Here is a 15,678-nt window from a genome sequence, read left to right on the forward strand (position 1 = left end):
TTGGGAGTAGCGGTATAAATCAGGTCCTTTTTAGGGCTAAGGGGAATTGCTAAATTGAGCGATGTAGAACTATCGAATTAAGTATTGTTGATTTTATTTTTAATCTTATATTTAAGCTATCGCTTATGAGTTGATATCAAATGTCCCTAAATTGAACTATTAGCAGGACGCCTAGTCAGATAACGAGCAATGTAATTTTATTTAATACAAGGAGGAGGTGTAATGCGGGTTCATTTAGTCGTCGCGCACCCTGAAGTGTTATCGTTTAACTGTGCGCTGCACGAAGTTGCAAAACAGACGCTCACTGATTTGGGTATTAGCTATAGTGAATCTAATTTGTATGCGGATCAGTTTGAGGCCATAGCTGGGCCAACAGATGTAGAGGGCTATGCAGGAACACAAGAAACGTTCAATTTGGCTAAAGCACAGCGATATGCGCTTGCTAACAATAAATTTACTGAGCAAATTGCCACAGAACAACAGAAACTCTCCGAATGTAATTTATTAATTTTGCAGTTTCCACTTTGGTGGTGGTCGTTTCCTGCCATTTTAAAAGGCTGGATTGATCGTGTATTAACCTCAGGGTTCGCTTATGGGCAAAGTGCTACGCTTGAGCCAAAGAAAGTGATGTATTCAATTACAACAGGTGGTGCATCTGATCAAGGTGAAATCGATTACTATCAAAAAAAGATTGAGGGCCTTTACCAAGATATATTTGGTTTTATGAAGTGGGAGATAATATCACCTTTTATCGCTCATGGTGTTCAGCAAAAAAGTCATCAAGCGCGTCAAATGCTATTGCAAGATTATGAAGCATATCTAAAAACAACATTGAATAATATTAAGCTTGTCGAAGATTAGATTACGTAATAAGGAAATATTATGCATAAATACTTGCTCATTTTAGTCGCCATTGCCTTACCTAATATCGCCTTTTCTCAGGCTGCGCTGACTCATGATGATATCATCGCCAAGGCAAACGCATTTGTGTCAGCCAAAAATGCTCGCCAACAACCCACATCCACAGTAAAAGACATCGACAACTTTATGGCGCTACTTGCAGATGAATTTGTTGATGAGCATGTGAAATATAGTTTTACCTACACAGATAAAGCTAAACTGCGCCAAGACATGCTCGCTAAGTTAAAAGACAAAGTTGTTCATAGTAAAATTGACATTCTTGATATCTTGGTCGGACATAATGTTGTTTTTATCAAAATGCGGGAGTCTGGCAAGGTGAAACCAGCCCACTTGGATAGCGAAATTGAATATAACAAGACCAATATAGTGTCGCTAGAGTTCAATAATAAGGGGTTGATAAAACATATACGACGACATCATGGTTGACCAGATAGTCCCTGCACCCTCATCAAAGAGGATGAGTGAATTGTAATATGAAACGTTTCAAAGTGATGAATCGAACATATTAAGTTTTACAGTTCACCGCTATATGGTCGTTTAATTATTGGGAAGTGTACGGATAAATAATACTTGTTTTAGCTTACAGTAATGCATGATTGTAGGCTGAGCATCGCCATTGGGACGAAGTAGCATGAAATCTAGCTCAAATCTTAACTCTTCATTTTGGTAAGGGGAGCTAATGGTCATTGTAGGGATGGGATGCACCTGCTTCATTAAAGTAATATGGTGATATTGTGGTGATTGCTTTGCATCAAAACCACATTTAAGAGAGGCAATATAATTCGTGCAAAGCTTTGTAATAGCAGATGTTTTTTTCTCATTGCCTTTTGACCACTGTAGTCGGTAGATACACGATATTAAACGCGCTGAATTGCGACTATTACCAATAGGTTTGAGTGACCAAGTTATCGTATCCCCAATAGACGGTAAGAGTAATTCACTTTCATGAAAAATTTGACAGTTACCTTGGTCATCTATAGCACATGTTTCCATAAGAACGTGGACAGTTTTAGGTATCAACAGTGGGGTAGACCAACAACTGATGCCTTCTAAAGTAGAAAAAAAACCATCATTAATGTAGATATTAACGAGCCAATTTGTCATTGGAGCACCCAATATAATCGTGTACTCACACTCACTGTGAGCACACGATTCTTAACTATTTTTGAATAGAAATCTTTGGATCAATTTGAATATACTTTGAGATGGTTGGGTTTTCTATATCACTGGTATCTAACAGTAAAACTTTCATGTGATAGTTGATGGTCGCACTTTTAGCTTTTGCTCGTACGGTCGTGTGTGGGACCGATGAGTCGACATTGTCGGTTCTTAAAAACTCGCCACTTGGTTGAGAAGTTGCATCAAAGCCATTTAATAATACGGCAGAGGTCACTTCTACAGGATCTAGCCCTGGCGGTGTTAGGTTATTATCCCAGTTATCTCCTTTTGCAAAGCCGTACATTACGACGCTTCTGTGGTTTCCGAAGATTGGATTCATTTCACTGATTTGCCAGCGAATCTGGTCATCTGCACCCACAGTGAGTACAAAGTCATTGTCATTACCTACATGCACGTTGTCGCTAGGGTCATTACTAACGGCGGTCATTCTTACATTGTCGTTAAAATATTGACCTCTGCCAATGGGATTTTCCCAAGTACCAGTGCCACTGAGTTGACTCATATATAAGGTATTTACCTGAACATTAATCGTCCATACTTTAGCCATCATTTTATCCTCAAGTTTGATTTCAAAATAATAGAGACTTACCTGTCTGTAGAGGTCCCTTGCATTATTTCAGGGTTGTGTAAACAATTCAGAGCTTAGACTGGGCAATATAAATTTCTATTACACTTTATTACGTCTAGTTAACAAAGTGAGCTTGGATGTATTGCTCGATTCTAGGTCAGTGATTAGGGTTGCTATGAAAGAATATCAAGACAAGAGCCCAGTGTATTCTTTAAGGTGTCTTCACCAACATTGAGATATGGACAGTGTGTGTCCACACCCGTGTCACTGTGACACTTTTGGACAGCTTGGGTGTCCATTCGGACACTAGAGACAATTGGGTTTTTTAAAAGTCTATATAATTCATGTATTTATTTTATTTTGATTGTTGGCATTGTCCTCGCTTATATCTGAGTATCGAAATCAATAGGTGTTATAAAATGATTAAAGGAACTCAGTCCCAGGATGAAGTCATCGCGCCAAGCAAGCGTTCAAGTAAACTTAAATTCGTTGTTTCGGCGGTATTGATGACGCTGGTCACCGTATTGTCTATCCCTGCAATTAGCCAATGGTACTCAGGTATTAAAACGGTATCTTACGCGCAGTTGGTTACATCCAAAGTGATTAAAAAAGATTTAGTGAGAGATGTGTCAGTTTCTGGACGTTTAGTGGCTGCCAATGCACCGCAAGTTTACAGTCCGGAACCCGGCCAGGCGACCTTGTTAGTTAAACCTGGGGACAAGGTGGAGCAAGATGCGTTACTGGCAACAATCCACAGCCCAGAACTCGATGCACAGATTGATCAGCAAAGTTCGTTGCTTACTCAGTTACAGCTGGAGTCTAATAGAGGTTTATTAGCAGATGATGAAGCGCAACTTGAACTAGAGCGCAGTTTAGATGAGGCGACAGTGCGTTTAAATGCAGCGCAGCGTGAGCAGCGTCGCTCCAAAGAATCTTATGACAAACAAGTGATCAGTGAGTTGGACTTTGCTCGCAGTAAAGATACGCTCCTTGAGGCTCAATTGATGCACAAGCATGCGCAAAAGCGTGTCACCATGGCTAAAAAGCGCCTAGATTTTGAGGCACAAACGCGAGCATTGTCGGTTCAGCGTCAAACGCAAATTCTCGACGAATTGAAGCGCAGGCAACGAGCTCTGGAAGTCCGTGCACCAGTTGCTGGTGTAGTGGGAAGTTGGTTAGTTCAGCAAAAAGAGCAAGTTGCAGATGCTCAAGCACTAATGACCATTGTGGATTTATCTGAATATGAAGCTGAGTTACAGGTGCCAGAATTCTATGCGGATGATTTAGGCATAGGGCTTAATGTGGAGATTTCCCTTGGCGGGCAATCTTATCAGGGGGCTGTGAGTTCGGTGTCTCCAGAGATCCAACAAAATCAAGTTGCGGTGCGTGTGAAAATTGATGCTAATAGTGATTTAACGCTACGTCAGAATCAGCGCGTAAATGGGCGCATCGAGTTTGAGAAAAAAGCGCAGGTACTGCAAGTCAAGCGCGGCCCGTTTTTATCAAGCTTTGGAGGCAAGCAAGCCTTCGTCATTCAAGATCAAATGGCTCAGTTACGTGACATTAAAATAGGAGTGTCTAGCGTCGACTACGTTGAATTGATCAGCGGCGTTCAAGAAGGTGAAGAAATCATCATTTCTGATTACGACGCATTTAGCCAAAGCCAAACTTTTAAGATTTCAAAATAAACAACAAGAATTAAGGATTTAATTATGCTTTCAATGAACAATATCAGCAGAGTGTATCGCAGCGAAACAATTCAAACGCATGCGTTACGTGACTTTAACCTACAAGTGGATGCCGGAGAGTTTGTCGCGGTGACTGGCCCATCAGGCTCTGGTAAATCGACATTTTTGAATGTGGCGGGGTTACTTGATGAGTTTAACGAGGGGGAGTATGTCTTGGATGGCACTTCTGTTAAAGGGCTATCAGATGATGACTTATCGCGTTTGAGAAACGAAAAAATTGGGTTTATTTTTCAAAACTATAACCTGATCCCAGACTACAGTATTTACGATAACGTGGATATGCCACTGCGTTATCGTGGCTTAAGTGCTAAGCAAAGACGTAATCGCATTGAGTATGCGCTTGAGCTGGTCGGATTATCAAGTCGCCATAGCTATTTACCCAGTCAGCTGTCTGGGGGTCAACAACAGCGAGTTGCCATTGCAAGAGCACTGGCAGGGGAACCTAAGATTTTATTGGCTGATGAACCGACTGGTAACCTTGATTCACTAATGGCAAGGCAAATCATGGACTTGCTAAAAACCATTAATAAAGAAGGCAGTACCATCATCATGGTCACGCACGACCCAGATCAAGCCAGAGAAGTGAACCGCAATATACAAATCATTGATGGTCAAATCACGGATTACAGCATTTATGCGCCAGTTGAGCAGGCACCAATCATAAATCAGAACCAGCCAGTGGCTTAGGAGGTAAACATGGATATGTTTTCTTATTATGTGCAGCTATGCGTGCGCAACTTTAAACGCACACCGCTGTTTTTTTCCCTGATTATTTTAACTCTGTCGATTGGGATCGGCACCTTGTTGGCTAATTTATCTATGCTGTCTTTGATGTCACAAGACCCGATACCCGGTAAAAGTGATCAAATATTCATTGTCAATATGAATACTTACGCAGGTTCAACGAATAACTTTGGTAGCATGCACACGCTCAGATACGGTGATGCAAAAGCGATACTGGATGCCGATGTCGCAGAAAATGCAACCATGCACTATGCAACTCATGTCTATAGTCGCCGCGCAGACTCAGAAGATTTGACTCGCTACTCAAGTAATACACGAGCGACCACCGCTTCATTTTTTGACATGATGGGCGCTGAGTTTGCTCATGGTAAAGCGTGGGAAAATGAGCATGGTACAGAGGTTGTGATTGGCCATAAGCTCAACATGACCTTATTTGGTGGCGAGAATAGTGTCGGCAAGCAAGTTGAGCTACAAGGTAAAATTTATAACATTGTCGGAGTATTGAAACCTTGGTATATGAGGCCGCTCTTTTATCATGCCTCTGAAGGAAAAGCATTTGATGAAACTGACGATTTGTTTGTGCCTATTGAAGTGGCTATAGACAACAACTGGGCCATCTATGCACGAGCGTTATCGACAGATAGCTACTCAGTACTGAGTGAAACGAGACAGATCAATGCGTATTATATTCAGACCTTTGTTGAGTTGATAGATGAGCAGCAGCGCCTGGCTTTTCAAACCTTTATTGATAGCTATGCGCAGCAGCAAAAAGAGAAAGGTAATCACCGCCATGAAGTGGATAACCGACTTTATGATGTAAACGCTTGGTTGGATGAGAACGAAGTCGTCAATAAAGACCTTTTAGCGTTTACTTTTGCCACGGGTATCTTTCTGCTGGTGTGTATTTTTAATGCCAACAGCTTGATGTTATCTCGCTTTCAGGCTGGGCAATTTGAAGCGAACTTGCGTCGAGCGGTTGGTGCCAGTCGCAAGCAAGTATTTTATCAAGGCGTGATAGAAAGTGTGATTTTAGGGATCACCTGTGCCTTGGTATCTTTGGTGTTGGCCATGAGTTTATTGGCTTTGTACCGTCAGTTATTCGAAGACTTGGCACCTGTAGCAGAATTGCCGCTACACATGATAGTGATTGGTGTGGGTGTCGCACTGATTTCCAGCCTGTTAAGTACCATATATCCGCTTGTGCAGGGCGCACGTACGCCGCTAGCTAGCATCTTGAAGTAAGGAGTGCACTATGAATCTAAAAGCATTATTTAAATCCATGTTGCTGCGTAAATTTGCAACAGGTTTGCTTGTTTTTCAACTTGTTTTAACCATAGGACTGGCTTGTAACAGTTTATTATTGAGTATCGAAGCCAATGAAAAATTAGCCCGAGATGTGGGTTTTGATATGGAAAATGTATTGGTATTTCAGGTCCGTCCAACTTCCGAAGCCTTTTTAGATGCCAACTTCTTTCTATCTGTTGTAGATGAAGATATGGCGGCATTGAATAAACTTGATGTGGTTGAAACGGTGAGTTTTACTAACCAATTACCGCTGATGAAAGGGGGTAACTTTCACTCTATTGAAGATGCGGATCATCCAGAAGATGTACCAGTAGAAAGGCAGTTTAGTGGTGTGCCAATGTATTATGTTGGTGAGCAGTTTTTTGAGTTGCTCGGCGCACCAATGCACCTTGGGCGAGACTTCACTTTTGATGATGACGCAACGCGAGGCTATTTAGACAATTATGACTTTGAAGCCAATATCATTTTAACTCGTAGTTTAGCTGAGGCGCTTTACCCGGGAGAAAGCGCGGTTGGCAAGCATACCTCAGAAGGGCGAGTGATTGGCGTGGTGTCAGATATTGCAATTAGGCCATCGAGTCTACGTCCACATTATGGCATCTTTACGTTTAGAAATATGGCGCGTGCGCAATCACGCTTAATATATATGGTGAAAGTCACCTCAGGTGATATACAAAAGACTAAAACGGCGATCACTGAGGCAATTAAGCAAGTACATCCTGAACGAGAGATCCGAGAGATCCTGACCATGGAAGCACATCACAGTGACTATTTTAAAGAGTCGAGCAGTTTAGCAACCTTATTTAGTTTGCTGACCGGGATGATGTTGTTGGTGACCATGATAAGTTGCTTTGCTCATGCACACTTTCACGTGTCTAAGCAAAAGCGTTTAATTGGTATTAGACGCGCATTGGGCGCACGGAAAAAAGATGTATTAGTCTATGTGTTGAGCGAAAATTGGCTGGTCAGTGGCATTGCTGCACTACTTGGGGTTGCGAGTGTGATTGCAGTGAATATGTTATTGGCAGAAGTCATTGTGATACCAAAACCAGATGTTATCAGTTATTTGTCTTGTGTTATCATCGTGTTTATATCTGGTACTGCGGCAACCTGGTTGCCTGCATGGAAAACAACAAAAATAGCGCCAGTGGTTGCAACCCGCACGTTATAAAAATTAAGGAAAGACATGTAGTGGCCAGTAAAACGGTCACTACATGGTATTTAAATGGTTATGAACACAATTCTTGTTGTCGATGACAACCCTGATATTTTAGATGCGTTAGATTTATTGCTGAGCATTCACAATTATACTGTATTGACGGCCACTAACGTTAAAGATGCCATTTTGACCGTCTCTCGACAAAAAGTGGATTTGGTCATTCAAGATATGAACTTCAGTGAAGGGACCACATCAGGGGATGAAGGAAAGCAGTTATTTGGCACATTAAAAGAGCTAAACCCCACTTTACCCATCATTATCATCACCGCTTGGAGCCAATTAGAAACTGCCATTACGTTAGTCAAATCAGGTGCAGCAGATTATCTCCCCAAGCCTTGGGATGATAAGAAGCTACTAGAAGCAATCGAAGAAAATATATCAGTGCAAGCTGCGTCTACCCCTGAGTGTAAATTGATTTATCAAAGTAGAGAAATGAGTGAGCTTATCTTTACCTCGACTAAAGTGGCCGCGGCGGACATCAACGTGTTGATCACTGGACCTAATGGTTCAGGTAAAGAAAAATTGGCTGACTTTGTCCACCATAAATCGCAGCGTGCGAATACGCCATTTATTAAAGTGAATATGGGCGCTATCCCTCAGGATCTTATGGAAGCTGAATTATTTGGTGCCGAAAAGGGCGCGTTTACTGGCGCAAACCAAGCAAGGGCAGGGCGTTTCGAGGCTGCGGATGGCGGCACATTATTTTTAGATGAAATTGGCAACTTACCACTTGCAGGCCAAATGAAACTATTACGCGTGCTGCAGACCGGCGAATTTGAGCGATTGGGCTCCAATGTGACGCAAAAGGTAGATGTGCGCGTCATTAGTGCTACCAACGCCAACTTAATACTCGACATTAAAAGCGGTGCGTTTAGAGAAGATTTATTCTATCGCCTCAATGGAATGGAGCTGCAAATTTTACCGCTCAATAAACGCAAAGCAGATATTATACCATTGGCTCAACATTTTATTGGTGTGGAGCATATGCTTACCAAAGAAGCTGAGCACTTTTTAATGCAGCAAACATGGCCAGGTAACGTTCGAGAGCTGGAAAATAGCTGTCGACGTGCGTTGATTTTTGCGGATGGAAATCAAGTGGATGTCAGTGCGTTTCAAGGACATGAGCAGACAACTGCATTGAGCGAAAAAGAGCACATGCAGCAGGTACTCGAGAAGCATAACTGGACGATTGCGCACGCGGCACAAGAGTTAGGCCTCAGCCGTCAAACTCTGTATCGTCGTATTGAAAAGTTCAAATTGGAAAAGCATGATGAGTAAAGTGATTGCTTTGCTTTTTATTGGCCAGCTGACATTTACCATAGCCGCAGCACTCTATGGGCCGTCATATCCTTGGATATTTCTGATTTTAGGTATGGTACTGTTTACTGTTACCGGGTATTTGTACCGTGCTTACAACCAAACTCAGGCCAATATTCAGCGCAGTATAGAACAGGGGTTTTTGAGCCTGATCGATGGTGACTTTTCGGTTAGTATCGCGCCCAAAAATGATCCAACTTATGACCGCGTGTTTAATTTATTCAATCAATGTACTGAAAAACTAAGAAAGGAACGCCAGCATCTTTATCAACGTGAGATGTTACTTGATAAAGTGCTCAACACCTCTCCTGTGATCACGTTTCTGGTCAGCCCTGAACATAAAATTATTTTTGCCAATCGCGCCGCCGAACTCATGTTTAAAGAAGGGGGTTCTTTGTTAGGCCACAGTTGGCATGACATCAGTGAAACACTAGATGATGACTTTGCGCACGCCTTGCAAAATAGCGGAGAGAGTATTTTTACCCTTAACGATCAAAACGGTGATGAGCAAGCTTGGCACTTGGCTAAGTCCATTGTGCGTATTCATCAGGCAAGCCATACGCTTTACCTGCTAAAAAGCATCACCCATGAGCTTGGGCGTCAAGAAGTGCAAACATGGAAAAAAGTGATCCGAGTACTCAGCCACGAATTGAACAACTCTATTGCACCGATCAGTTCCATGTGCCACTCAGGGCAATTATTGGCACAAAACTTATCTGAGCCAAGATTAGATAGAGTGTTTAGTTCTATTTCCCGTCGCATCGCGCACCTTAATGAGTTCATAAAAGGGTATGGCGAGTTATCAAAGTTAAAAATGCCAAATAAACAATGTATTAACTGGCCTGTTTTAGTGGAACAGCTAAATGCGCTATATCCATTTGAGCTGACTACAGCGTTACCTAAAACCTCGATTTATGCAGATGAGCATCAGTTAGAGCAGGTGCTTATCAATATTTTGAAAAATGCCCATGAAGCGCAAAGTGAGCAGCTTGATGCACCAGCGGTGCAGGTCAGCTTTGCAGATCATGAGCTGCAAAACTTAACCATTGAAGTGCGAGATTTCGGCGCTGGCATGGCGCCTGAGGTGCTTGAGAATGCGTTACTGCCTTTTTACTCCACAAAACATGCAGGGACGGGGCTAGGGTTGGCATTATGTAGAGAAATAATTGATGCGCACCAAGGCAAATTAGCGTTTCGTAATTGTGCCACCAGTGGCGTTGTCGTCAGCGTATCTTTACCTTATACCGTGTCGACAAAAGCGCACTAAATTGTTGCCATATAGGGCAACCATACCCGATTTTACAACAGGCAAGCGCCAAAATGGCGCTGTTTAGTCTATTGGTAGCGCCAGAGTAAACTGAGTAGGTGTGTGCCCATCAGAGGTCAAGGTTAATTGACCACCTAAACGCTTACTGAGGTTATAACTGACAGATAAACCAAGCCCACTGCCTTGCCCAACTGCTTTGGTGGTAAAGAACGGGTCGAACACTTTATCTTGGATATCGGGTGGCACGCCTGGCCCATTGTCTTTTACCTTGATAAGTAGCATGTCATCGGCTTCTTGAGTGGTGACTTCCACATAGGGAGATTCATGCTGGTTTTGCTCTATTGCCTGAAACGCATTTTTCAATAAGTTGGTTAAGATCTGTTGAACAAATCCAGAGTTGGAGACAGGTTGACAGGTGTGAGATAAGTTGAGCGAGACCTGAATATTGGACTTGTTGTGGCCCTGTAGTAATGACAGACTTTGATTGAATATAGCTTGTATGTCTAGCTTACTGTGGTGTTGATTTTGTACGACAGTGAATGACTGTAAATCTTTGATAATGTCGCTGACACGACTTAACCCCATTTGGGATTGAGCGACTATTTCGCGAATATCATCATAAATGAAGTCGATGTCAGACTGACCTCTATAGTCTGAGATCTGGCTTTTTAGTTTTGCCCCCACATTTTGATTACCGCCTTCTACAGCAGTTAAAAATTGGTCATGTAGGTTCTGTAAATTAAGGATACTATCTAGATAATTGTCCATTGAGCCAAAATTACTCAATACAGATGACAAAGGGTTATTTATCTCATGGGCTATACCTGCGGCAAATTGACCAACGGTGGCCATTTTCTCGCTGTGTGCGAGTTGGTTTTGGGTTTCTTTTAGCTCAAGTAGCGCTTCTTTTAAGCGGTTACACTGTTTTTTAAGGCGTCTTTCAGATTCTTTGCGCTCAAGTAAAATAGTAAGCTGCTCGGCTGCTTTGCTAACGACATCTATCTGTCGCATTGAAACGGACTCCATGGCGTGTTCATCTATAAAAAACACCATCATTTCAAGTACTTTATCGTAGACAACAATGGGAAATATTAAATAGCTGCTAAGTTTTGCATCGAGTAATTGATTGAGTGGTTGAAAAGCATCGTCGCTTGGCAGTAAATCTATTTGGGGCTTTTTCTCAGTTAAAGAGCGCGCTAAATAAGCGGGTAAGGCTGGTAGCGCGAAAACACCGGACAACACCTGTTCAAGCGTTGGTTGTTCAGGCCAAACATGACTTAATGTGCCTTCGTTTTGATTGCTGATTTTTATTCTGCAATGGGTGGTGGCACAGGCTATGTTGGCCAATGAACGCATAAAGGTCAGCATAACCTCGTTGATATCGTTATTATTACGATGTAAGTGCGCCACACTCATCAACAGATCGCTCTCAGCTTTGTGTTGGGCATTGATCTGCTCTAAACGTTGCCACGCTTTGAGGTTACGCTCAATCACACTTAAGTTAAATTCACTTTTATCTGGTGCCAAGCTAATAAAGCTTGAAATATCATACTTCTCAATCCAACTCAGCGCATCAGGCATGCGTGTTGGTGGGTGTGAAACGATGAAGATTAAGTCTTTATCTTGGCAGCCAATGCGCACATACTCTAATACCTGCTCGGCAAGTGCTTCCGAATCCGTGTCTTCAACATAAAAAATAATTAACCCAGGCTTTTTTTTGCGGATGAGTTTTTTACATGCTCTGAGATTATCGGTGACTTCGAGTTGATAATTACGTTGCGTTAATAGCGCATCAAGGGCGTCAGAATTCGGCCCAACGTGTAAAACGCTCTGCTGTTGTCTTTCCATAATCGTTGCGGTTCTTGCCTTGTAATTTTGATAACTATAGCCAATGATTACACTTTCTGTGTAATGGCATGTGCAATGAAGAAGACTAGGAGTGTATGGATATGAAGCTAGTGAGATTGGTCTATTACAGTCAGGCATCGCGTAGTATGAGTTTGTCGGATTTACGTAATATTTTACAAACCGCGCGCTCGAATAACGACGAATTAGAGGTGTGTGGCATGTTGTGCTTTGAAAACCAGTTTTTTTTACAAGCACTCGAGGGAGACAGAGAAACGGTAAATGAGCTCTACTTAGATATTGCGGATGACCCGAGACATGAAGAAGCCACCATTATAAGCTATGACGAAGTGTCTGAACACACATTTGCAAAGTGGCAAATGGGCTATGCGGGGGGATCTGAGTCTTTTTATGAGTTACTGCGAAAAAATGGCCAAACAGAGTTCGATCCGGAGCAAATGACGCAAGCTCAAGCCATTTCTTTTTTGGTGGATATGGCAGCTTTTCAAACTGAAATATAATGGCGGCACCCTGTACCGCACAGGTCTATATATCGCGAATACTGACGCGGCTGTTATCTTCGACATCAGAAATACTGGGTTCTTCAGACTCAGAAGGGCTTTGCGGTGATTCAAAGTCATACTCTACCGGTCCATCTAGTATGGTTGCGGCCTTACCTTTTAACGTCAGTAGTTTTGACGCGATAATATCGATATTACCGCTGGTATCTAGGGTGATAGAAGCGCCTTGGCTATACAGACCGAGTGTACCCATACCCAGGCCGCGTATGGTGATACCATCGTCCCCGTGGATCACCTGGCTACCATTAGGCGCACAGAGCACAATGCCACCGACACTCTCAAGGTTACAGTCTTGCCCAATGACGCAATTTATATGTTTCCCTGATTTGATGCTGCTATGGGTATTCGCGCTGGCTTCTATTTTACTACCGGTAAGATTTTGAGTGCTATTGCTGTGCGTTTCAATGGTACTTCTATCTGTGCGCATAGCGACGGCTTTTTTTGATTTGAGCTGCGCACTTGCGCTTGCTTGCATTTTGATGCGGTGACTACTTTGGATGGTGAAGTCATCGGCACTGATCAGCGTCATTGCGCCTTGTTGAGCCGCTATTTGGATAAAAGGTGCGCTGCGGTCGCTGTTTAGCTCGATATGCTGCTCGCCGTTGAGGGTTTTGAGCAGCACCTTTGGTGTGCGCTCATTGTCATCAAAAAGCAGTTGGTTATCGGTGCGCGTTTGCATGATATTGTGTTCGGCATTTTGACTGGTGACCAAACTGGTTTGCTGCTGGTCGGGGGCAAATCCCATAATAAATGTATTGTCCGGGTCGTTATTGATGCAACCTATGAGTACTTGGCTGCTCGGCAAGAGTGGAAAATGCCAGCCTGTGGCTTGAGCTTGGCCACTGCAGGCATAGCGTGTGAGTGCCTTAATTGCGCGCGGCACAACCGAGATATCTTCTGCATATTGGGGTTTATAGTTATAGTGCCCGTTGCTATCTAGGGCCACTTGAGTCGGGTCATTGCCTGCTTGCTCGGTGACCACATGCGCGCGAAATACCATAGGTTTTGGTAAATTTGGTTGGATGGGGAGCTTGAATGGGTTGCTACGAGGAATACAGGTAATCGTGCAATGATGGCGGGCACTATCTGGCTCTTCGCTGCTACCTGCACTGAATATGTGCTTTGCTTCAATGCACAAGTAATCTCCACTGACTTGGCCAATGGCATTGCATACGAGTGAGAATGAATACCCAGGTAAGGCGTCAGGCACATTACCTGTGAGGCGCAGCACATCATTTTTAGCGCGTGCGGAGAGTTCAAAATCTGTGCTTAACTGGACAGTGCTTTGTGCATTTAAATTGGGCTCAAAGTAATTTTTTGTGACACTCGTTCCTGTGCTTGGTGGGCTGGTGGATTGGTGAACTTGACTGCCCTCTAAATGCCATGCAACTTCTCGATTAAATTCAAAAAAGCCGACATGCTGGCTGGTGTTATTGCGCTCTATACCATCGCTGCTGCGCAGCCTTAACTGAGTTCGGCTGACATAAGGCGAGTTGAGGTTACTGTCACTGATCACCACTTTCTCGTTTAAGCCAGTGCACTCAAACCAGTAAAACAGCCCATATTGCTGCAAGGTTCGAAGTAAAAACTGGTGGTCTTGCTCAAGGGGTTGCACTCTGATTTTTTCAAAAGGGAGAGGATGTGACAGCCGCCAATCAATTTGATCGGCTTGATAGCCCGCTTGAATCAGTAGCTGTTGGATAACAGAGCGTACATCGGAGTTTACAAAAATGCGGCTGTGGTGAGAGTCGACCAACCTTGAGAGCTTAGGTTTGAGCGTAAGCTGATATTGGTAAAGCTGTGAGTGCACATGCTGAGCTGAAAAATCGCTCAAGGTTGCAGTGAAAAATGTACTCTTACCATCCTTATGCATTGTTTCAAAAGTAACAGTATTTCCTAATACTAAATCATTATCAATTTTGAGTTTAGACTCTATTTTGGCGTTTAATAAAAAAAACTCACTAATACATGAGGTTAATTCAAAGTTTGTAACAAAAGCTTGATGACTCAGTCCATATATCTGCATCCTTGTTTGTGCCATTTTTCTATCCTTAATCGTTGAAGTTTTTTATTTATGCTTCACTTAAATGTAACTTTTTTGTAATTTAAGTTTGTTTTTAAACCGTGTTTTTAACGCTTTAATATGAGTTAAGCTCATGATTTAAGTTTTCTTTTGATCATAAAGTACGTATTTTTGTTAATCAAATATTTTATTTTTGATTAAATGGTTTGATCTGGAGATTTATTTTATGTATTGTCTGTGTCGATTTTTGGCAAGGGTACAGGTGTGGGTAATTAATGAATCAATATATTAACAATAAATGGTTCTTTATTACTGCTTTTTGATTTTAATCAAGCTTTGATGTTGAAGTTTAAGCTAGGTGTTTAGTTGCGGTTTATAAGCAAGACGAATTGCAACCCGCTTATTTAAGGCCATTTATGCCGCAGGGCTTCAATGGACATCATTCACAGTTGTGAACACCTGTACCAAAACAATAAAACTTACGTAATTCACTACAAGGAATAAAATCATGGCGAGGTTGATGGTCTGTTTTGTGGCGCTGCTAAGTTTGTCTGCATGTATGACAACTCAGGTTAAATTAGATGTTCAGGCGACCGATAACATAAACTTAAATAAGTTTGATGAGCCATTGCCTGTGGTGTTAAAGGTATATCAGCTTACTGATGTGCAAGCCTTTAGAAACGCGACGTTTGAACAACTTTGGAAAGAAGATAGGTCTATTTTGGCCAGCTCTCTGATCACGGTTGAAGAGCGCACCATTAACCCTTCTGAACGCCTAAAAATCAATTTCGAGCGAGCTGACTCTGCTAAGTATGTTGGCTTTGTTGCGCTATTTCGTGAGCGCACCGATGGTAAATGGCGCACCTACTACGACCTAAACGATTGGCCAGTACCATTATCAACGTCGCTTGATATCGAAGTCCAAAGCAATGCATTGCATGTACCGGGTGCGGAAGACTAG

The 15,678-nt window shown here is 42.5% G+C and carries 14 protein-coding genes; 10 read left to right on the plus strand and 4 right to left on the minus strand.

Annotated elements, in window-relative coordinates:
• Positions 1 to 222 precede the first annotated feature (222 nt).
• Positions 223 to 861, plus strand: a complete 639-nt coding sequence (locus S4054249_RS24015) for an NAD(P)H-dependent oxidoreductase (RefSeq protein WP_052961108.1) — start codon at positions 223 to 225, stop codon at positions 859 to 861.
• A 21-nt stretch (positions 862 to 882) separates the two neighbouring features.
• Positions 883 to 1,347: a hypothetical protein gene (locus S4054249_RS24020; RefSeq protein WP_046357717.1), complete on the plus strand. Its 465-nt coding sequence runs from the start codon at positions 883 to 885 to the stop codon at positions 1,345 to 1,347.
• A 111-nt stretch (positions 1,348 to 1,458) separates the two neighbouring features.
• On the opposite strand, the gene S4054249_RS24025 is transcribed toward S4054249_RS24020, so the two are convergent.
• On the minus strand, positions 1,459 to 2,025 hold the full coding sequence (locus tag S4054249_RS24025; RefSeq protein ID WP_046357718.1) for a hypothetical protein: 567 nt from the start codon (positions 2,023 to 2,025) through the stop codon (positions 1,459 to 1,461).
• 55 nt (positions 2,026 to 2,080) lie between these two features.
• On the minus strand, positions 2,081 to 2,647 hold the full coding sequence (locus tag S4054249_RS24030) for a hypothetical protein (protein ID WP_046357719.1): 567 nt from the start codon (positions 2,645 to 2,647) through the stop codon (positions 2,081 to 2,083).
• 440 nt (positions 2,648 to 3,087) lie between these two features.
• Here S4054249_RS24030 and S4054249_RS24035 point away from each other — a divergent pair, with 440 nt between their 5' ends.
• The 6 genes from S4054249_RS24035 to S4054249_RS24060 are packed head-to-tail and all read left to right on the plus strand — an operon-like array spanning position 3,088 to position 10,268.
• Positions 3,088 to 4,356, plus strand: coding sequence for an efflux RND transporter periplasmic adaptor subunit (locus tag S4054249_RS24035; RefSeq protein WP_046357720.1), 1,269 nt, complete (start codon positions 3,088 to 3,090; stop codon positions 4,354 to 4,356).
• Between the two features lie 24 nt (positions 4,357 to 4,380).
• On the plus strand, positions 4,381 to 5,103 hold the full coding sequence (locus tag S4054249_RS24040; RefSeq protein ID WP_046357721.1) for an ABC transporter ATP-binding protein: 723 nt from the start codon (positions 4,381 to 4,383) through the stop codon (positions 5,101 to 5,103).
• A gap of 9 nt (positions 5,104 to 5,112) precedes the next feature.
• Complete coding sequence (locus tag S4054249_RS24045) at positions 5,113 to 6,402, plus strand: ABC transporter permease (protein ID WP_046357722.1); 1,290 nt, start codon at positions 5,113 to 5,115, stop codon at positions 6,400 to 6,402.
• Positions 6,403 to 6,412: 10 nt separating this feature from the next.
• The gene (locus S4054249_RS24050; protein ID WP_046357723.1) at positions 6,413 to 7,636 is read left to right on the plus strand and encodes an FtsX-like permease family protein; all 1,224 of its coding nucleotides are present in this window, start codon (positions 6,413 to 6,415) and stop codon (positions 7,634 to 7,636) included.
• Between the two features lie 60 nt (positions 7,637 to 7,696).
• Positions 7,697 to 8,962, plus strand: a complete 1,266-nt coding sequence (locus tag S4054249_RS24055; protein ID WP_046357752.1) for a sigma-54-dependent transcriptional regulator — start codon at positions 7,697 to 7,699, stop codon at positions 8,960 to 8,962.
• A complete protein-coding gene (locus tag S4054249_RS24060) occupies positions 8,952 to 10,268 on the plus strand; it encodes a sensor histidine kinase (protein ID WP_080928439.1) in 1,317 nt (438 codons plus the stop codon). The genes S4054249_RS24055 and S4054249_RS24060 overlap by 11 nt, the downstream gene beginning before the upstream one ends.
• Positions 10,269 to 10,331: 63 nt before the next feature.
• Here S4054249_RS24060 and S4054249_RS24065 read toward each other — a convergent pair whose 3' ends face one another.
• Positions 10,332 to 12,116, minus strand: coding sequence for a sensor histidine kinase (locus S4054249_RS24065; protein WP_046357724.1), 1,785 nt, complete (start codon positions 12,114 to 12,116; stop codon positions 10,332 to 10,334).
• Positions 12,117 to 12,217: 101 nt separating this feature from the next.
• Here S4054249_RS24065 and S4054249_RS24070 point away from each other — a divergent pair, with 101 nt between their 5' ends.
• Complete coding sequence (locus tag S4054249_RS24070) at positions 12,218 to 12,634, plus strand: BLUF domain-containing protein (RefSeq protein WP_046357754.1); 417 nt, start codon at positions 12,218 to 12,220, stop codon at positions 12,632 to 12,634.
• A gap of 25 nt (positions 12,635 to 12,659) precedes the next feature.
• On the opposite strand, the gene S4054249_RS24075 is transcribed toward S4054249_RS24070, so the two are convergent.
• Positions 12,660 to 14,735 (minus strand): contractile injection system protein, VgrG/Pvc8 family, encoded by a 2,076-nt coding sequence (locus S4054249_RS24075; RefSeq protein ID WP_046357725.1) that lies wholly within the window; start codon positions 14,733 to 14,735, stop codon positions 12,660 to 12,662.
• Between the two features lie 490 nt (positions 14,736 to 15,225).
• On the opposite strand from S4054249_RS24075, the gene tssJ reads away from it, so the two are divergent.
• Entirely contained in the window at positions 15,226 to 15,678 is a 453-nt protein-coding gene (tssJ, locus tag S4054249_RS24080) for a type VI secretion system lipoprotein TssJ (protein ID WP_145925132.1), read from the plus strand.

The organism is Pseudoalteromonas luteoviolacea, assembly GCF_001750165.1.
Classification (GTDB): Bacteria; Pseudomonadota; Gammaproteobacteria; order Enterobacterales; family Alteromonadaceae; genus Pseudoalteromonas; species Pseudoalteromonas luteoviolacea_G.